The 18,566-nt window shown below is 60.0% G+C and carries 21 protein-coding genes; 16 read left to right on the forward strand and 5 right to left on the reverse strand.

What is annotated here, in order from left to right; genetic code table 11:
• Window positions 1-88 precede the first annotated feature (88 nt).
• From AC2VNM_RS01030 to AC2VNM_RS01065, 8 genes are all read left to right on the forward strand, one after another.
• Window positions 89-2,140, forward strand: a complete 2,052-nt coding sequence (locus AC2VNM_RS01030; RefSeq protein ID WP_486912721.1) for a phosphocholine-specific phospholipase C — start codon at window positions 89-91, stop codon at window positions 2,138-2,140.
• A gap of 308 nt (window positions 2,141-2,448) precedes the next feature.
• Window positions 2,449-2,775 (forward strand): thioredoxin TrxA, encoded by a 327-nt coding sequence (trxA, locus tag AC2VNM_RS01035; RefSeq protein ID WP_483167052.1) that lies wholly within the window; start codon window positions 2,449-2,451, stop codon window positions 2,773-2,775.
• Window positions 2,772-4,142 carry a transcription termination factor Rho gene (gene rho / locus AC2VNM_RS01040; protein WP_483167051.1) on the forward strand — a complete coding sequence of 457 codons (1,371 nt, stop codon included), beginning with the start codon at window positions 2,772-2,774 and terminating at the stop codon, window positions 4,140-4,142. The genes trxA and rho overlap by 4 nt, the downstream gene beginning before the upstream one ends.
• Before the next feature lie 68 nt (window positions 4,143-4,210).
• The gene (gene rpmE, locus AC2VNM_RS01045; protein WP_483167050.1) at window positions 4,211-4,411 is read left to right on the forward strand and encodes a 50S ribosomal protein L31; all 201 of its coding nucleotides are present in this window, start codon (window positions 4,211-4,213) and stop codon (window positions 4,409-4,411) included.
• A 9-nt stretch (window positions 4,412-4,420) separates the two neighbouring features.
• Window positions 4,421-5,644: a malic enzyme-like NAD(P)-binding protein gene (locus AC2VNM_RS01050; protein ID WP_486912722.1), complete on the forward strand. Its 1,224-nt coding sequence runs from the start codon at window positions 4,421-4,423 to the stop codon at window positions 5,642-5,644.
• 4 nt (window positions 5,645-5,648) lie between these two features.
• On the forward strand, window positions 5,649-6,707 hold the full coding sequence (locus tag AC2VNM_RS01055; protein WP_486912723.1) for an AI-2E family transporter: 1,059 nt from the start codon (window positions 5,649-5,651) through the stop codon (window positions 6,705-6,707).
• 114 nt (window positions 6,708-6,821) lie between these two features.
• A complete protein-coding gene (gene ilvD / locus AC2VNM_RS01060; protein ID WP_483189834.1) occupies window positions 6,822-8,498 on the forward strand; it encodes a dihydroxy-acid dehydratase in 1,677 nt (558 codons plus the stop codon).
• A 1-nt stretch (window position 8,499) separates the two neighbouring features.
• The gene (locus AC2VNM_RS01065; protein ID WP_486912724.1) at window positions 8,500-9,471 is read left to right on the forward strand and encodes an NYN domain-containing protein; all 972 of its coding nucleotides are present in this window, start codon (window positions 8,500-8,502) and stop codon (window positions 9,469-9,471) included.
• A gap of 14 nt (window positions 9,472-9,485) precedes the next feature.
• Here the strand turns inward: AC2VNM_RS01065 and argA are convergent, their stop codons facing one another.
• The 4 genes from argA to AC2VNM_RS01085 are packed head-to-tail and all read right to left on the reverse strand — an operon-like array spanning window position 9,486 to window position 12,019.
• Window positions 9,486-10,799, reverse strand: a complete 1,314-nt coding sequence (gene argA, locus AC2VNM_RS01070) for an amino-acid N-acetyltransferase (RefSeq protein WP_483189836.1) — start codon at window positions 10,797-10,799, stop codon at window positions 9,486-9,488.
• Window positions 10,800-10,809: 10 nt separating this feature from the next.
• On the reverse strand, window positions 10,810-11,121 hold the full coding sequence (locus AC2VNM_RS01075; protein WP_483189837.1) for a BolA family protein: 312 nt from the start codon (window positions 11,119-11,121) through the stop codon (window positions 10,810-10,812).
• Window positions 11,121-11,417, reverse strand: a complete 297-nt coding sequence (locus AC2VNM_RS01080) for a YciI family protein (protein WP_483167083.1) — start codon at window positions 11,415-11,417, stop codon at window positions 11,121-11,123. The genes AC2VNM_RS01075 and AC2VNM_RS01080 overlap by 1 nt, the downstream gene beginning before the upstream one ends.
• Before the next feature lie 44 nt (window positions 11,418-11,461).
• On the reverse strand, window positions 11,462-12,019 hold the full coding sequence (locus AC2VNM_RS01085; RefSeq protein WP_215871059.1) for a septation protein A: 558 nt from the start codon (window positions 12,017-12,019) through the stop codon (window positions 11,462-11,464).
• 63 nt (window positions 12,020-12,082) lie between these two features.
• Here AC2VNM_RS01085 and AC2VNM_RS01090 point away from each other — a divergent pair, with 63 nt between their 5' ends.
• On the forward strand, window positions 12,083-12,949 hold the full coding sequence (locus AC2VNM_RS01090; RefSeq protein WP_483189838.1) for an ATP-binding protein: 867 nt from the start codon (window positions 12,083-12,085) through the stop codon (window positions 12,947-12,949).
• A gap of 3 nt (window positions 12,950-12,952) precedes the next feature.
• Here the strand turns inward: AC2VNM_RS01090 and AC2VNM_RS01095 are convergent, their stop codons facing one another.
• Window positions 12,953-13,744 (reverse strand): inositol monophosphatase family protein, encoded by a 792-nt coding sequence (locus tag AC2VNM_RS01095; protein WP_483189839.1) that lies wholly within the window; start codon window positions 13,742-13,744, stop codon window positions 12,953-12,955.
• A 26-nt stretch (window positions 13,745-13,770) separates the two neighbouring features.
• Here AC2VNM_RS01095 and AC2VNM_RS01100 point away from each other — a divergent pair, with 26 nt between their 5' ends.
• Genes AC2VNM_RS01100 through hscB form a run of 7 tightly spaced genes read left to right on the forward strand, consistent with a single transcriptional unit; the run spans window position 13,771 to window position 18,470 of the window.
• Window positions 13,771-14,553, forward strand: coding sequence for an RNA methyltransferase (locus AC2VNM_RS01100; protein ID WP_486912725.1), 783 nt, complete (start codon window positions 13,771-13,773; stop codon window positions 14,551-14,553).
• Window positions 14,553-15,293, forward strand: a complete 741-nt coding sequence (gene cysE, locus AC2VNM_RS01105) for a serine O-acetyltransferase (RefSeq protein ID WP_483189841.1) — start codon at window positions 14,553-14,555, stop codon at window positions 15,291-15,293. The genes AC2VNM_RS01100 and cysE overlap by 1 nt, the downstream gene beginning before the upstream one ends.
• Before the next feature lie 51 nt (window positions 15,294-15,344).
• Complete coding sequence (locus AC2VNM_RS01110) at window positions 15,345-15,842, forward strand: Rrf2 family transcriptional regulator (protein ID WP_483167077.1); 498 nt, start codon at window positions 15,345-15,347, stop codon at window positions 15,840-15,842.
• Window positions 15,843-15,844: 2 nt separating this feature from the next.
• Window positions 15,845-17,098: an IscS subfamily cysteine desulfurase gene (locus tag AC2VNM_RS01115; RefSeq protein ID WP_483189845.1), complete on the forward strand. Its 1,254-nt coding sequence runs from the start codon at window positions 15,845-15,847 to the stop codon at window positions 17,096-17,098.
• A 24-nt stretch (window positions 17,099-17,122) separates the two neighbouring features.
• On the forward strand, window positions 17,123-17,524 hold the full coding sequence (iscU, locus tag AC2VNM_RS01120; RefSeq protein ID WP_215871065.1) for a Fe-S cluster assembly scaffold IscU: 402 nt from the start codon (window positions 17,123-17,125) through the stop codon (window positions 17,522-17,524).
• Between the two features lie 9 nt (window positions 17,525-17,533).
• Window positions 17,534-17,857 carry an iron-sulfur cluster assembly protein IscA gene (iscA, locus tag AC2VNM_RS01125; RefSeq protein WP_483167076.1) on the forward strand — a complete coding sequence of 108 codons (324 nt, stop codon included), beginning with the start codon at window positions 17,534-17,536 and terminating at the stop codon, window positions 17,855-17,857.
• A 1-nt stretch (window position 17,858) separates the two neighbouring features.
• Window positions 17,859-18,470 (forward strand): Fe-S protein assembly co-chaperone HscB, encoded by a 612-nt coding sequence (gene hscB / locus AC2VNM_RS01130; RefSeq protein WP_483167075.1) that lies wholly within the window; start codon window positions 17,859-17,861, stop codon window positions 18,468-18,470.
• Window positions 18,471-18,566: the final 96 nt, after the last annotated feature.

Raw genomic sequence — 18,566 nt, forward strand, 5'->3', positions numbered from 1 at the left:
CGCGGGCAGAAGCGTATTTTCGTCAGGCCCTGGCCTGGCATTATCCAGCAGCGGCGTACGCGCTCACGCATCTGGAGGAGAAGCACTCATGAAACGACGTGAGTTTTTGCAGAGTCTGGGGGTAGGGGCGAGCCTTACCGCGTTCTTGGGCAGTACCGTCGCCCGGGCGGCCTTGTTGCCGGCCAACCATCGCAGCGGCAGCATCGAGGATGTCGAACATATCGTCGTGTTCATGCAGGAAAATCGCTCCTTTGACCACTATTTTGGTCATCTGAGTGGCGTGCGCGGCTACAACGATCGTTTTCCTCTGACCCTGCCCGGTGGTCAGCCGGTCTGGTTTCAGGGGCGGATGACGGATCCTAGTCGTCCCGTCCTGCCCTTCCATTTGAACACCCAGAAGACCTCGGCGCAGTTTATTCAGGACCTGGACCATAGCTGGGCATCGCAGCATGGCGCGGTGGCCGGCGGGCTGATGAATGCCTGGCCCCTGAACAAGACCGACATGACCATGGGCTATTTTCTGCGTCAGGACGTTCCCTTCCATTATGCCCTGGCCGACGCTTTTACCCTTTGTGACCACTATTTTGCGTCCATCAATGGTCCCACCTGCCCCAATCGCTGCATGCTCTTCACCGGCTCTATCGACCCGGAAGGGAAGGGCGGCGGTCCCTATATCGATGACGACACGCATCTTTGGACCAAGGGGGTCAAACCCTTTACCTGGCCGACCTATGCCGAGCGTCTGGAGAAGGCGGGCATTACTTGGCGGGTGTATCAGGAGGGGCTGCACGAGGTCGATCACAACCCCATGACGGGCAACTTTGGTGAAAATGCGCTGCTCTACTTCCAGCCCTTCGCCGACGCCCCCAGCAGTTCGCCGTTGTACCAACGGGCGGCATTGCCCGGTGGCGTGGCGGCCCTGCGCGAGGATGTGCTGCAGGACCGCCTGCCCCAGGTCTCCTGGATCACCGTTCCCGCCGGGTATTCGGAGCATCCGTCCTATCCGCCGGCCTATGGGGCCATCTACATTGCCCGGGTACTCGATGCCCTGACCAGCAACCCCGAGGTCTGGGGCAAGACGGTACTGCTGCTGGACTACGATGAAAACGACGGCTTCTTTGACCATGTGCCGCCGCCCCAGCCACCCACTCCCGTGCGCCCGGGCAAATCCACGATCAGTACCGAGGGCATGGTGCACAATCGCATCAATCCCGACTGGCCGGTCTTGTATACCCCCGATCAACTTCCGTATGGACTGGGTCCAAGGGTGCCGATGACGGTGATTTCCTCGTGGAGCAAGGGCGGTTATGTCTGCTCCGAGGTCTTCGATCACACTTCGGTGCTCCGCTTCATCGAGAAGCGCTTTGGGGTGAGCGAGCCCAACATCGTCCCCTGGCGGCGGGCAGTCTGCGGGGATCTGACTTCTGCCTTCGATTTCTCCCGCCCCGATGACCGCTTTGTGTCTTTGCCCAGTACCCGGAACTATGTGGCAACGGTACACCACGAATCGACCCTGCCGGCGCCGGTGGTGCCGGAGGAACAGCCGATCGCCATCGCGCCGCAGGAGGCAGGGCTGCGCCGTCGCCGACCCCTGGCCTACGACACCCGTCTGCGCCTGGAGGCAACGGCGAATGGGGTACGGCTGCGCTTTCATAACCCTTCTCCCCTAGGCGTTGCCTGCACTGCGTATTGGGATGGCAGCAGCCATCTGCCACACCACTACAGCATCGGCGCCGGGGATCGCCTGGAAGACGACATGCCTCTACCCAAGGGCCAGGAGCTCTCGCTGACGGTGTATGGGCCGGATGGCTATCTGCGGCGAATTACCGGAGAGGGGCCTTCCACCCTCGAAGTGGATGCCTGGCCGGAGAAAAGCGGTGATCTCCATCTGCATCTGCACAACGGGGGTAGAGAAGGGCAGAGGGTGACGGTTGCCGACCAGGCCTATGGCCTGGGCACGCGCGAGATCCGCTTGGCGCCCGGAGAAACGCGCGAGATTTCCTGGCCGCTGGCGCAAAGCCATCATTGGTATGACCTGGAAATCCGTGCAACCAGTCATCGCTGGCGATTGGCGGGGCATGTCGAGACTGGCGAGGAAAGCTGGTCCGATCCGGCCAATCTGAAGCCTGTCCTGGTCTAGCGGGTACCGCAAGGATCCGCATACGCCGCCGTCTGGGGGCGCGAATTCTTTGCCTTGCCGGCCGTGTCTTGGGAAATTTGACTCGGGCGCTGCAATCGCTATGATATCTCTGTGTTCGTATACCACCTATTTTTCTGTACGACGGGCTCCCCACAATAGCCCTGTCGGTTGTTTGGAGGATGTTGCAGTCTTGATCAAGCCGCATAAGCGGTATAGGCTCAGTAAACATCAACAATGTGCAAGTCTCGTATCCCTGATCTCAAGGCATAATTCCTGATCTGTATTCCGTGCAGAGGAGCTCTCTCCCAATGAGTGACGTTATTTCCCATGTATCTGATGAAACCTTCGACGCCGAAGTCCTGCAGTCTGACAAACCCGTGTTGGTCGATTTTTGGGCGGAATGGTGTGGTCCGTGCAAGATGATCGCCCCGGTTCTTGAGGACGTTGCCGGGGAGTACGCCGATCGTATGAAGGTCGTCAAATTCAACATCGATGAAAATCCCGCTACGCCACCGCAATATGGGATACGCGGCATTCCCACCCTGCTCCTGTTTAAGGCCGGAAAACTCGAGGCCAGCAAGGTAGGGGCACTTAGCAAAGCGCAGCTCACCGCCTTTCTGGATAGCCAGCTTTGAATGCTCCAAGACCCCGCCGCAAGCCGCAACGTTCTCCCAAATCTTTCCCCAATGAAGATCTTCTTCTAGAAGAGGAGGAGTCCTTCACTCCAGTTCCCGGGGCTCCCTCGGTCAACCTCAGCGAACTGAAGAGAAAATCGGCCACGGAGCTTGCGCTCCTGTGCCAGGAGCTGGGGATCGATGGGGCGGCCAGGCAGAAGAAACAAGAACTGATCTTCAATATCCTCAAGGCCCATGCGCGCAATGGCGATGCCATCTATGGCGATGGGGTACTGGAAATCCTGCAGGATGGGTTCGGCTTTTTGCGTGCGGCATCGGGCTCGTATATGGCGGGGCCGGACGACATCTATGTCTCGCCCTCGCAGATCCGTCGCTTCAACTTGCAGACGGGGGATACGGTTTCCGGGCAGATTCGCCCGCCCAAGGAGGGGGAGCGCTACTTTGCCTTGCTCAAGGTGGAGAGCATCAACTTCGAGGGGCCGGAGGCAACCCGCAACAAGGTCAATTTTGATGATCTGACGCCATTGTTTCCGGAAGAGGCCCTGCGCCTGGAGTCGGATCATATGGTTTATGGTGAGCCTTCGGCGCGCATCATCGATCTGATCTCCCCGATCGGCAAGGGGCAGCGTGGCCTCATCGTGGCGCCGCCCAAGACCGGCAAAACGGTATTGTTGCAGCAGATTGCCCATGCGATTACCAGTAATCATCCGGAATGCTATCTGATCGTACTCTTGATTGATGAGCGCCCGGAGGAAGTGACGGAGATGCAGCGTTCGGTGAAGGGTGAGGTGGTGTCCTCGACCTTCGATGAGCCCGCCACCCGCCATGTGCAGGTCGCCGAAATCGTCCTGGAAAAGGCCAAGCGTCTGGTGGAACATAAGCATGACGTGGTGATTCTGCTCGATTCCATTACCCGTTTGGCGCGCGCCTACAATACCGTCGTGCCCTCTTCAGGTAAGGTGCTCACCGGTGGCGTCGATGCCAACGCCCTGCAAAAGCCGAAGCGCTTTTTTGGTGCGGCGCGCAATATCGAGGAGGGCGGTAGCCTGACTATCATCGCCACTTCGTTGGTGGAAACTGGTTCCAAGATGGACGAGGTGATCTTCGAGGAGTTCAAGGGCACCGGCAATATGGAAGTGCACTTGGATCGCCGCCTTGCCGAGAAGCGCGTCTATCCAGCCATCAATCTGAACAAGTCCGGTACCCGTCGCGAAGAACTGCTCATTCCGCAGGAACTTCTCAACAAGATCTGGGTGCTGCGCAAGCTGCTGGCACCCATGGATCCCATGGAATCGATGGAATTTCTGTTGGACAAGGTGCGAGCGACCAAGACCAATGCGGAATTCTTCGATTCCATGAATCGCTGAGCCGCCCTAGACCTTCGGCGCATCTCTCTTTATAATCCGCCACTTTCTGAAAACCCAGAGTGTTAGCCATGAATCTCGAAATTCAGCCGAAATATGAAGAAGTGACTGTAACCTGCAGTTGCGGAAACAGCTTCAAGACCCGTTCCACGGCAGGGCGCGATCTGCATATCGATCTGTGCTCCGAATGCCACCCGTTTTACACCGGCAAACAGCGTACGGTTGCTGCCGCCGGGCAGGTAGAGAAGTTCCGCAAGCGGTACGGTAAGTAAGCTTCTTCCATGGCCAGCGAGAGCCTGCGCGATCGCGCTCTGGCGTACCACGCTGCTGCGCCGGCGGGGAAGATAACGGTCGTTCCGTCCAAGCCCTGCGTGACCCAGGCAGATCTGACGCTGGCGTACACCCCTGGGGTTGCCGAGCCGGTGCGCGAGATTGCTGGCGACCCGGAAAAGGCCTACGACTACACCGCCAAGGGGAATCTCGTCGCGGTCATCAGCAATGGTAGCGCAGTACTTGGCCTGGGCAAGGTCGGAGCGCTCGCCGGCAAGCCGGTAATGGAGGGCAAGGCGGTCCTCTTCAAGCGCTTTGCCGACATCGATGCCTTTGATATCGAGGTCGAGGCGCGCGATGCCGAGCATCTGATCGATGTGATCGCCGCCATCGCTCCCGGCTTCGGTGGCATCAATCTGGAGGACATCGCGGCGCCCGACTGTTTCCGGGTCGAGCGCGCCCTGCAGGAACGACTCGATATTCCTGTCTTTCACGACGATCAGCACGGTACGGCGGTCATTGTTGCGGCAGCCCTGCGCAATGCCCTGGAGTTGCAGGAGAAAGAGCTCGGCAAGGCGAAGGTTGCCATTGTCGGCGCCGGCGCGGCGGGCCTGGCCATTGCCGGTATCCTGAAAAAACTGGGTGCCCAGCACTGCTATCTTAGTGATGTGCACGGGGTCTTGCACCAGGGGCGACAAGATTTGAGTGAGTGGCATCGACCCCACGCCTTGGCACCTGACGGCTGGGCCCTGGCCGATATGATCGCCGATGCCGATGTGCTCATCGGCGTTTCCGTAAAGGGTGCCATCCCCCTGGAGTTGCTTGCCAGCCTCGCGCCGCGCCCGGTGATCTTCGCCCTGGCGAATCCCGATCCCGAGCTCGATCCCTGGCGGGCGCGGGAGCTGCGTCCGGATGCCATCATCGCCACGGGGCGCTCCGACCTGCCCAACCAGGTCAATAACGCTTTGGGTTTCCCGTTCCTCTTCCGGGGAGCCTTGGATGTGCGCGCCCGCGCCATCAATGCCGAGATGCTCGCCGCCGCGGTAGAGGCCCTGGCCTCCCTGGCGCGCAGCGAGGTGCCGGATGAGCTGTATGCGGCCTATGATCTTGCGCCAGGTACCTTGCAGTTCGGGCCCGAGTACATCATTCCCAAACCGCTGGATCCGCGCCTGCGCAGCGTTGTCGCTACTGCGGTGGCGCAGGCAGCGCGGGATAGCGGCGTCGCCCGCAGGTAACCCCATGCACCTCGCGGATCTTGCGGTTCGCGATCTGCTGCGTATTGCCATTGTTGGTTTTTTACTGGCGGTCTTTGCTTTCCTGGTGTGGCGGGTCATGGCACCTTTCTTTGGTGTTCTCGCCTGGACCTCGATCATCGTCTATGTCACCTGGCCCCTACGGCACTGGCTTTGCCGACGTCTGCCACCCTGGCCGACGGCTGCCTTGATGACGCTCTTTTTCTCCTTGGTATTTCTGCTGCCTTTTCTCTTTCTGAGTTTTCATCTCTTCCATGAACTGCAAGCCTTGCTGAAGAGCTGGAGTACGGCCGACGCGCACTGGCATCCGCTGGCAGAAATCCAAAAAAGCCCGTGGTTTGCCAAGATCTGGAATAGCCTTCCTCTCGCCTGGCGGGACAGCCTCCACGCCGGTGCGCTCAGCCCGAATCTGAATGCCTGGGCAGCGCGGGTAGGGATTTTTGCAGGAGGACTAGGGAAGGCGTTGGGCAGCCTGGGGATGATCTGGGTCAGTAGTCTGGTCTTCTACCGGCATGGCGAAACCTTTCTGCGACAGGGGCAGGAGGTGTTCGCGAGCCTCCTCGGGCCACAGTTCCCACAATATCTGGCGACGGTCGGCAATACCCTGCGCGCGGTGGTGTACGGCATCTTCGCCACGGCCGTCGCCCAGGGGCTGCTGGCGGGTCTGGGGTACTGGGCGAGTGGCATGCCGGCGCCGGTGCTGTTGACCTTCGTCACCATGATTTTTTCGCTGATGCCCTTTGGTACTCCCTTGGTATGGGGCGCGGCGAGCATCTGGCTGCTCTGGCAGGGCCACTACTACGCTGGTGTCGGGCTCTTTCTGTGGGGTGCCCTGGTGGTCAGCTGGGTAGACAATCTGATCCGCCCCTGGGTGATCTCTGCCGCTGTGCATCTGCCCTTTCTGCTGGTGATGTTCGGGGTGCTGGGCGGGATCATTGCCTTTGGCTTTCTGGGGATTTTTCTCGGACCGGTCTTGCTCGCCGTGGCGCTGAATCTCTGGCAGCGCTATGTGCGGAGCTTGCAGACTGTCGCTGCTGACTCCTGAACTCGGACTTCCTTTACCGGATCTGCCTGCCTTGGTCTTTTGTGCCCAGGGTTCTATACTGACCCCATCAACACAGCAAGGCTCTCCCGCGAGCCCTATTTTTCGAGGTGACCGATGCGTTCCGATACAATCAAAAAGGGCTTTGAACGAGCCCCTCACCGCGCTTTGCTCAAGGCCTGTGGAGTTACCGATGCTGACATGAACAAACCCTTCATCGGTGTTGCCAATTCCTATATCGACATCATTCCGGGGCATGTGCATCTGCAGGAATTTGGCAAGATCGTCAAGGAGGCAATTCGCGCTGCTGGTGGAATCCCTTTCGAATTCAATACGATTGGCGTAGATGACGGTATCATCATGGGGCACGATGGCATGCGCTATTCGTTGCCAAGTCGGGAACTGATCGCCGACTCCATCGAAACGGTGGTGCAGGCGCATCACCTCGATGGCCTGGTTTGCATCCCCAACTGCGATAAGATCGTTCCGGGCATGATCATGGGCGCACTGCGCTGCGATATTCCCACGGTCTTCGTCTCCGGCGGACCCATGGAGGCCGGCAAGCTGGATGACGGCACGCCCATCGATCTGGTGACGGCGTTTGAGGCGGTCGGGCAATTCAAGCGCGGACAGATTACTGAGCTGCGCCTGAAGGAGATCGAGGACAAGGCCTGCCCTACCTGTGGTTCCTGCTCGGGAATGTTTACCGCCAACAGCATGAACTGTCTGATGGAGGTCTTGGGGATTGCCTTGCCCGGTAACGGCACCGTTTTGGCGACGGCCAGCGAGCGGCGCGATCTGGTGCGGGAGGCGGCGGCGCGGGTCATGGCCCTGGTGCGCGCCGGTGGGCCAACCATGCGCCAGCTGGTCGACTTCGAGGCCATCGACAATGCCTTCATTCTGGACATGGCGATGGGTGGCTCCACCAACACGGTACTGCATACCCTGGCTATCGCCCGGGAGTCGGGTATTGATTATCCCCTGGCCCGGGTCAACGAACTGGCGCAGAAGGTGGCCTATCTGGCCAAGATATCGCCCGCGCTCTCTACCGTGCATATCGAAGACATTGGCCGCGCCGGTGGTATTCCCGCTATCCTGCACGAAGTCCACAAGCGCAATGGCGAGGTTCTGCATCTCGACAAGCCCACGGTCAGCGGCAAGAGTCTACGCGAGATCGTCGAAAGCGCGCAGGTGCGCGACAGCAAGATCATTCATCTGGCAACGGAGCCAATCTCGCCCACCGGTGGTCTGCGGGCGGTCTTTGGCAACCTGGCGCCGCAGGGGGGCATCGTCAAGATTGGCGCGGTAATACCCGCCATGCGCAAGTTTTCCGGGCCGGCAAAGATCTTCGAGAGCATGGAAAGCGCGGCAGAGGGGATCCTGGCTGGCGAGGTGCAGCCCGGGCAGGTGGTGGTGATTCGCTACGAAGGGCCGAAGGGTGGCCCCGGTATGCCGGAAATGCTCACGCCCACCGCCAATATTATGGGCATGGGTCTGGGCGAGAGCGTTGCGCTCATTACCGATGGCCGGTTCAGCGGCGCTACGCGGGGGGCCTGCATTGGTCACATCTCGCCGGAGGCGGCCGAGGGCGGCCCCATTGCTTTGCTGCGGGATGGTGACATCATCGAGCTCGATCTGGATGCTGGTAGCTTGCAGGTGCAGCTCAGCGATGCCGAACTGGCAAAGCGGCGCGAAAGCTGGGTGCCCGTCGAAAAGCCTCTCAAGTCGCCGTGGTTGCGCCGCTACCGCAAGCTGGTGACCAACGCCGCCATGGGCGCGATTCTGGAATCCTGAGTTGACGGATTCTTCCCTGCGGATCGGCGTCTATGTCGATGCCGAGAACGTACGTTATAACGGTGGCTATGCCATGCGCTACGACGTCCTGCGCCGCTTTGCCGCGCGTGGGGATGGCCGCACGGCGGGACAGCTCATTCGCCTCAACACCTATATGGCCGTCGATGGGCAACGGGTCCGGGTAGACAGTGAATATCGCGACCGGATCCGCGCCTATCAGCAGGCAGTGCGCGATCTGGGCTGGAAGATCATCGAGAAGCCGGTGCGCTGGTTTACCGATGACGAGGGCAATGCGGTAGCCAAGGCAAATGCCGATCTCGATCTCGCCGTTGATGTCATGCTGCAGTCGGAACGCCTGGATCAGGTGCTGCTGGTGACCGGTGATGGCGATTTTTTACAGGTGGTACGGGCACTGCAAAATCGCGGCTGTCGGGTAGAGGTGCTGGGCTTTCGCAATGTTTCCCTGCACTTGCAACACGAGGCCGATGCCTTTTATTCCGGTTATCTCATTCCCGGACTGCTGCCCGTGCGGGGGGACGGCAAGGTATCTTGGGGCGAGTTTGGTTCGCGGGTACGCGGTATTTGCAGCCGCTGGGAGGTAGACCGTGGCTTTGGTTTTATCCGCTTCCAGCGCGAACTGAGCAGCCATCTCTGGGTGACCGATACGCGCCAGGAGGACTCTCCCTATGGCTCGGCTTTTGTGCACATCTCCGATCTACCGCGCGAGCTGGATGTAGGCGATCTCCCCAGTCGCGACATCGTCCTCGAATTCGATCTGGAGCCCAGCGAAATGGAGCGCGGGGGGTTTGTCGCCAAGCGCTGTACCGTAGTCTACCGCTATGACGGAAAATATGCGGCTACCCCGCGCGTCGATCATCGGGAGCTGGAATTGTTGCCGGTTGCGAGAAACCACGTGTCAGCAGAGAAAAGCGAGGACGCGGCCAGTATCGTGGAGCCATCGACCGCAGACTAGGCCAGTTGCTGCACTTATTCCTCGCGCAGACGGCGCAAAAAGATCCCGCTGCGCCGCTGCAGGTTGTAAAGTGCCTGTTTTGGCATGGGTAATTCCTTGAGATTGCCACGGCGAAAGGCACGCTCCAGAAACCAGTGACTGCTTTGGGTGCTGAGTACGAAGACCTCGTTCAGACCGAACCTGCGGGCAGTCGCGATGCCATAGTCCAAGAGCTGCTCGCCGCGGCCCTCCTCGCGGTACTGCTCATCTACGGCCAGACAGGCGATCTCGGCCATCCCGTATTCCGGGTAGGGGTAGAGCGCCACGCAGCCGATCACCTTGCCGTCGCGTTCCATCACCGTAAACTGTTCCACCTCGCGCTCCAGGCGCTCGCGTCCACGGCGCACCAGCACGCCACTTTCTTCCAGGGGGCGAATCAGGGACATGATGCCGGGGATATCATTGCGCGTTGCCGGACGCAGGTGTTCGAAGGGATCGCGGGAAATCATCGTCCCGAGGCCATCTCGGGTGAATAGCTCGCGCAGCAGGGCTCCGTCCTCTTTGCGCGGGATGACGTGTACCCGTTCCACGCTGGCGCGGCAGACCTTCTCCGCACTCAATAGATGCTCGCGGATGGCCTCCGGCAGTTCACTCTGCAGCAGGGCAGGGATCTCCGACAGGACGATCTGCCGTAGTAGTTCTCCCCGGCTATCGAGCACGCCCGGAAAGTCGGCGTAGAAGATCAGTTTGGCCGCCTTCAGGGCGATTGCTGTCGCCACGGCGATATCTTCTGCGCGGATATTGAAGAGGGTTCCAGTCGGTGAAACCCCAATGGGGGAGAGCAGCACCACTTCGTCGGCGGCGAGATGACGATGGATGGCCTCGACGGCAACGCGCCGCACCTCTCCCGTATACTGGTAGTCGATCCCTTCCAAGATACCGATGGGCTGGGCGATGATGAAATTGCCGCTACTCACCTGCAATCCGGCGTGGGCCATGGGCGAATCCAGACGCCCTTCCGAGAGCATGGCTTCTACCTGCAGGCGGGCACCGCCGACCGCCGGAATCAGACGCTCCATGACCTCCTCGGTGGTGATGCGACGACCATTCACCCGCTGCGAACTGAGATCGTCGCGCTCCAAGGCGGCGTCGATCTGCGGCCCGGCGCCATGGACCAGCACGATGTTGATTCCCAAGCTGTTGAGTAGGGCAATGTCTTGGGCAATATTCCAGAAGTGGCCGTCAGCGATGACATCGCCACCAAAATTGAGGACGAAGGTTTGTCCGCGAAAGCGATGAATATACGGCGACGATTCGCGAAAATGGCGAACGAAACTGCTTTTGATCATCGCCTCAGCGTTAGGAGTGCAGCGAAATCGTGCGTCGTTGCGGCCGCTTCTGGGCGCGTGCCTGGGCTTCTTCGGGCGTCAGGGTTTGCAGGGTAAAGGCATGGATGCTCTCACCAATGCCATCAACGGCGGCATAGACCAAGCGATGCCGGGCAAGGGGACTCAGGCCGGTGAACTTGTCACTCACGATGCGCAGCTCATAGTGACCACCGTCACTGGTAGCTCCAGCATGTCCGGCATGGGCCTCGCTGCGGTCACGGATTTCCAGCTCCTGCGGCTGCAGGGCGCTGCGCACGGCATTTTCGATCGTTTCCTTGTTCATCAAAACACCACCTTGTAGGGACGCACGCTAACGTCGGCATAGACGCCATGACTGAGATAGGGCTCGGCAGCAGCCCAGTGTTGGGCGTCGCTCAGGGAATCGAAACGGGCGATGATCAGGCTGCCGGTGAAACCAGCCTCGCCGGGCTCCTCGCTGTCGATGGCCGGGAAAGGACCCGCACTCAACAGGCGTCCCTCGGATTGCAACTGATGCAGGCGGGCAAGATGCTCGGCGCGCACTTGTTTGCGCAATTCCAGAGAATTGGGATTGTCGATGCCGATGATACAGTAATACATGCCTGTTCTCCCGAAAGTAATGCCTCAGTCTAGCACAGGCCGGCTTACTGCGAATCCTTGCCGTGCAGGGCATCGGGGGGAAGGGCACGGCTGATGAGGATCGCCTGATAGATCACGAAGAGCACGGTAAGAATCAGTAGGCCAAAGAGCTTGAAATCCACCCAGATGGCCGTCGGAAAGGTGTAGGCAATGAGCAGGTTGAGGGCAGCCAGGACGATGAAAAAAATAATCCAATAGCGGTTCAGTCGACGCCAGAAGTGATTGGGTAGGGCGACCGGCAGCTGCGCCCCCATGAGACGCTGCAGCAGGGGTGTCTCGCGCCAGTGCGTCCAGAGCAGGGCGACGGCGAAGAGAAAATACAGAATGCTGGGCTTCCACTTGATGAAAGTGTCATTATGAAAATAGATCGTCAGGCCACCAAAGATCAGAATCAATAGTGTCGAGATCCAGGTCATGCTCTCCACCCGACCCTGGCGCCGCCATTGCCAGAGCATGAGCAATACCGAGGCAACGATGAGAACCTTCGTGGCAAAGTAGATGCCGTGGATCTTGTAGGCGACGAAGAACAGGATCACCGGCAGAAAATCGATCAACAGTTTCATGAACAGACCAAAACGGGTAGGGTGGAGCATACCAGTGTACCGATCTGTAGGAGAGTTTGCCTAGTGGAACAGGAAGAGTGGTTGCAGCCGTTGCTGCGGGCCCTCGGGCAGCAGCAAAAGAAGGAATTGCCCGACTTTGGGCGGTATCGGGCCGCGCGTTGGCGCCGTCAACGCCTTGGCGGCCATCTGGAGGGGCTGGCGCGGCTGGACCTGCCGCGCCTCGATAGCCTCTTGGGGATCGAGGACATCAAAAAGACCTTGGAGACCAACACCCGCCAGTTTGTTGCTGGCTTGCCAGCCAATGACGCTCTGCTTTGGGGGGGGCGCGGCACCGGCAAATCCTCGCTGGTCAAGGCGCTGCTACATGCCTACGCAGACGAGGGGCTGCGTCTGGTGGAGATCGACAGTCAGGCCATTCTGGATTTGCCGGAGATCCTGGCTGCCATTGCTGAGGCGGATGCGGAAGAAAAATATCGCTTTCTGCTCTTTTGTGATGATCTTTCCTTCGGCTCCGACGATCCCGCCTATCGGTCCCTGAAATCGCTGCTGGATGGCGGAGTGGAAGCACGCCCGAGTAATGTCTTGCTCTATGCCACGAGCAACCGTCGCCATCTTCTGCCGCGCCATTTTTCTGACAACGAGGAGTATCATCGCCACGGCGAGGAGATCATCGCTGGCGAGACGGCGGAAGAAAAGATCAGCCTGTCGGAACGCTTCGGCCTCTGGCTCGGCTTCTATCCCTTCGATCAGAAACAATACCTCGCCATTGTACGCCAGCATTTGCAGTTGCTGAACAATGACGACAGCGAAAACGAATGGCGGGAAGAGGCCCTGCGCTGGGCCTTGCAACGGGGCTCGCGCAGCGGCCGGGTGGCGCAGCATTTCGCCCGCCATTGGGTGGGCAGCCGGGGCCTGCAGGACCCGGCCTGAGATCTACGCAGCGGGCAGTTCTTTCTGGATCTGTTGCAGCAGCAGCGCGTGAATGCGTAGATTGCCGCCGACGATATTTCCCGATTCGAAAAAGTTCTGCTCGCCGTGAAAATCAGTGGCCAGTCCACCAGCTTCCTGAATCAACAGGGTACCAGCGGCAATGTCCCAGGGTTTCAGGTGGAACTCCCAGAACCCATCGTAACGACCTGCAGCTACATAGGCGAGGTCGAGGGCGGCCGAACCGGCGCGGCGCAGGCCGGCAGTCCTCTGCATCAGGTTTTTGAAGATGGAAAGATATTGGTCGAGATAACTGAAATCCCGGAACGGGAAGCCCGTGGCAATCAGGCTGTCATCGAGGTCTTTGCGCTGGCTGACGCGCAGGCGTCGATCGTTGAGGTGGGCACCGCCGCCACGGCTGGCGGTGAAGAGCTCATTGCGCAGCGGGTCATAGACGACGGCATGCTCCATCCGGCCATGACGGCGCACGCCAATCGAGACGGCGAGACTCGGTACGGCATGTATGAAATTGGTGGTGCCGTCGAGGGGGTCGATGACCCACTCATACTCCGCAGCCTCGACGCGCGTGCCCTCTTCGGCGAGGATGCCATGCTCGGGGTAGGCCCGTTGAATGATCTCGACAATGGCCGCCTCGGCCCGTTGGTCGATTTCCGTCACAAAATCGTGCGGGCCTTTGCTGGCGACCCGCACTTCGTTGACGCGGTCGATACTGCGGCTGATGATGTCGCCGGCCTTGCGGGCGGCGCGGATCGCGGTTACAAGAATGGGATGTTGCATGACAACCTTGGCTCGGAATTCAAGATATGGACGAGTATAGAGAAAAGCGGGGCACCCTGCACGGTGCGGCCGTGCTGCCGCAGATCCGCGTGGTGTTGGTAGAGCCCAGCCATCCGGGTAACATTGGCTCGACGGCGCGAGCGATGAAGGTCATGGGTCTCACCCAACTGGCGCTGGTGCGGCCTCGTCAGTTTCCTCACCCCGACGCCACGGCTCTGGCCTCGGGCGCCGAGGATCTTCTAGTGGACGCGCAGGTGCATGAAGATCTGCAGGATGCCATTGGCGACTGCCAGCGCGTATATGGCACCACGGCGCGCGATCGTCACATTCAGTGGCCACAGCTGGACGCCCGCCAAGCGGCGTTGGCGATGGTGACGCAAGCGGCGCAGGCGCCGGTGGCGCTACTCTTTGGCCGTGAGAGCAGTGGTCTGAGCAATGCCGAGCTGGACCTCTGTCAGACCCTGATCCAAATTCCTACTGGTGATCTCTACCACTCGCTCAATCTGGCGCAGGCCGTGCAGATCATCGCCTATGAACTACAGATGGCGAGCAGGTCTTCCAACCCAGTGGCGGACGGATTGCCCGAACTGGAGGCCAGTGTCGCCGATCGCGAAGGATTTTATGGCCAACTGCAGACGGTGTTGCTGGCCTCTGGGTTTTTGCAGGCGCCCCGGGAAGAACACATGATGCGCCGCCTGCGCCGTCTCTTTGATCGCGCTCACCCAAGCCGCAATGAAGTCGACATCCTGCGCGGTATCCTCACGGAAATCTCGCGCTGGGCGACGCGCACAGCACCTGAGGAACATTGATGTCTCTACGTGATGATCTCGATTCCATTTTTGCGCGCGACCCAGCGGCGCGTAATCGCTTTGAATTGCTCCTCACCTACCCAGGGGTGCATGCGCTGCTGCTCTATCGCGTGTCGCATTGGGCCTGGGGTCATCGCTGGCGCCTCCTCGCGCGGATTCTTTCGGGCATCGCCCGCTGGGCGACCGGCATCGAGATTCACCCGGGCGCGCAGATCGGTGCCCGCTTCTTCATCGACCATGGCATGGGAGTGGTCATTGGCGAGACCGCAGAGATCGGTGACGACTGCACGCTCTACCACGGCGTCACCCTGGGCGGTACCTCCTGGCAGCCGGGCAAACGCCATCCCACCCTGGGTAGCGGTGTCATTGTTGGCGCCGGTGCCAAGGTGCTCGGGCCCATTCGGGTGGGCGACAATGCCCGCATCGGTTCCAATGCCGTGGTGGTGAAAGACGTACCCGAGGGGGCGACAGTGGTCGGCATCCCGGGGCGCGTTGTGAACAAGAGCGGCGCCGATGACCGTCACTTTGAGGCCTACGGTTTGACCGGGCAGATGCCCGATCCCGTCGCGCGGGCGGTGGAGTGTATGCTCGAACACATGCACCATCAGGACAAAGAGCTGGCCGAGCTGCGCGCCCAACTGGCCGAGCTGAGGCCCCAGGCAAACGACATTCAGATTGAGAAAAGCCCGGAGTGTTTCCCGGAAACGCTGGGTGAGGGAACCCCCGCGCAGAATAGTTGACTAATTCAGTAGGGATAGTAGGATACTTACCCAACCAGGAGGTTTACAGAGATGAAGCTGACGACCAAAGGTCGCTACGCGGTAACCGCCATGCTCGACCTTGCATTGCATGCTGAGGACGAGGTGGTGACGGTGGCGGATATTTCCCGGCGTCAGCAGATCTCTGTGGCCTACCTGGAGCAGCTTTTTGGGCGCTTGCGCAAGCAGGGGTTGGTGGAGAGTGTGCGTGGTCCAGGCGGTGGCTATCGCCTCGGTGCAGCGGGTACGAATGTACCGGTGGATGAGATCATCCGCGCGGTAAATGAGTCCATCAACACCACCCACTGCGGCGGCGATCCGGTGCAGTGCTGCAAGGGTGAGGGTCAGCAGTGTTTGACCCACGATCTCTGGGAAGCGCTGGGAGAGGAAATCAGCCGTTTCCTGAGTGGCATCACCCTTGCGCAACTGGTTCGCGAACAGCGACAAAAGTTGCAGCAGCAAGGTTCTATGCCGATACAAATGGCGGAGCGCGGGCGTCAGCAACGTCCGGCCCATGGGGAAGTGAGGTGAATATGAGTGCAGTGCAGGCAGATGTAGTACAAAGCCCGGCAGTACGGGAGCGGCCGATTTATCTGGATTACCAGGCAACGACGCCGGTCGACCCCCTGGTCGTCGAGGCGATGTTGCCGTACCTGACGCAGAACTTCGGTAACCCCGCAAGCCGTTCGCACAGTTATGGCTGGTCTGCCGAAGAGGCGGTAGAGAACGCTCGCGCGCAAGTGGCAAATGCGATTCATGCCGATCCCAAGGAGATTGTCTGGACCTCTGGGGCGACCGAGGCCAGCAACCTCGCCATCAAGGGCGCCGCGCATTTCTACTCTGGCAAAGGAAAGCACATCCTGACGTTGCGCACGGAGCATAAGGCAACTCTCGACACCTGTCGGCAACTGGAGCGAGAAGGGTTCGAGGTCACCTACCTCGACGTGCAGGAAAATGGTCTGGTCGATCTCGAGGCCTTCCGTGCAGCTCTGCGGCCGGATACGGTGCTCGCTTCCATCCTCTTCGTGAACAATGAAATCGGCGTGATCCAGCCAATGGAAGAGATCGGCAAGATCCTGCGCGAGCACAAGATCATCTTTCATGTCGATGCGGTGCAGGCGCTCGGTAAGGTCCCGGTCGATGTCGAGACCATCCAGGCGGATCTGATGAGTCTGTCCGCCCATAAGATCTACGGGCCCAAGGGCATCGGTGCCCTCTACGTGCGGCGCAAGCCGCGAGTGCGGATCGAGGCGCAGATTCACGGCGGTGGCCATGAGCGTGGCATGCGTTCCGGTACCTTGCCGACGCATCAGATTGTTGGCATGGGTGCTGCCGCGGAACTCGCCGTCCGCAGCATGGAAAGTGACAACCGGCGCATTCGGCAGCTCCGCGATCGCTTGCTTGAGGGCATCATGAGTCGGGTGGACGAAGTCTACATCAATGGCGATATGGAACATCGCGTGCCGCACAACCTGAACTTGAGTTTCGCCTTCGTCGAGGGGGAATCGTTGATCATGGCACTCAAGGGCATCGCGGTGTCCAGCGGTTCAGCCTGTACCTCGGCCAGTCTGGAACCCTCCTACGTGCTGCGTGCATTGGGCAAGTCCGACGAGTTGGCGCACAGTTCCATCCGCTTCGGTATCGGCCGCTACACCACCGAAGAAGAGATTGACGAGACCATCGCCCTGGTGGCCGCGAAGGTCGGCAAATTGCGGGAGCTTTCGCCTTTGTGGGAGATGCACCTGGAAGGCATCGACCTGAATTCCGTGCAGTGGGCGGCACATTGATTCTGAGATAACGGGAGACAAATCATGGCATACAGTGAAAAGGTAATTGATCATTACGAGAACCCCCGGAATGTGGGTGGATTCGGCAAGGAAGATGCAGGTGTCGGCACCGGTATGGTCGGCGCGCCGGCCTGCGGCGACGTCATGCGCCTGCAGATCAAGGTGAACGAGCAAGGCATCATTGAAGACGCCAAGTTCAAGACCTACGGTTGCGGCTCTGCCATTGCCTCCAGTTCTCTGGTCACCGAGTGGGTGAAGGGCAAGACCCTGGATGAAGCGATGACCATCAAGAACAGCCAGATTGCGGAAGAGCTGGAATTGCCACCGGTCAAAATTCATTGTTCTGTGTTGGCCGAAGATGCAATCAAGGCGGCGATCGAGGACTATCGCAAGAAGTCCGGCGCTAGCTCCAGCGAAACCCACTAAGGTGGAGCGATGGCACTGACGATGACGTCCGCCGCAGTGCGGCAGGTGCGCAAGAGCATCGAAAAGCGCGGGAAAGGACAGGGGATTCGCATCGGCGTGAAGACCAGTGGCTGTTCCGGCCTATCTTATGTCATGGAATTTGTCGATCAGCCGCAGCCGGAAGATATCGTCTGCGCACAGGATGACGTCAAGATCTTCGTCGATCCCAAGAGCATGCTGTATCTGGACGGTACTGAGCTGGATTTCACTCGCGAGGGCCTGAACGAGGGGTTCCGCTTCAACAATCCCAACGTCAAGGATACCTGCGGCTGTGGCGAGAGCTTTACCGTCTGACATGACCCGATGTGCTGTCTGCGAGGCGGAGATGGAGTCGGGCGCGGCCCTTTGCCCGCAGTGTGGGGCCTTGCAGCCCTGCGATCCGTCTCTCTCCCTCTTTGCCATCCTGGGCTTGGCCGAGGGCTTCGTCATCGATCCGGCAGCGTTGCGCTCGGCTGCACTTGAGCGTCTGCGTGCTGTCCATCCCGATCGTTTTGCCCAGGCCGATGGACGCACGCAACGGCAATCGCTGGAGTGGACGACACGCCTCAATGAGGCGCAGGCGGTATTGAGTGATCCGCTGCGTCGCGGCGATTACCTCTTTTCCCGTCACTTTGGCCAGTCCGCCTTGGGCGAAGAGATGGGCAGCCTGCGCGACCCAGAAGTCCTGATGCGCCAGATGGAGCGGCGTGAGGCCTTGGAAGAAGCCGCAGCCGTGCGGGATCAGGCGGCTCTGGAGCGGCTGCGCGCCGAGGCGCATGCGGAGGAAAAACAAATCGAGGAGCAGCTTGCTGCGTCCTTCACTGCGCCCGAGGCCGGGCGCATTGCCCCGCTCCTGCAGGAGTGGCAGTATCTGCGCAAATTTCTCGCAGAAATCGATCAATACGAAGAGCGGTGGGATTTCGCCTGAAGCCCACTCGCGCTGAGGAGCTTGCATGGCGTTGTTACAAATAGCCGAACCTGGGCAGTCTACCGCCCCGCACGAACATCGCTTGGCGGTGGGGAT

The organism is Acidithiobacillus sp. TH-A67 (assembly GCF_057473545.1).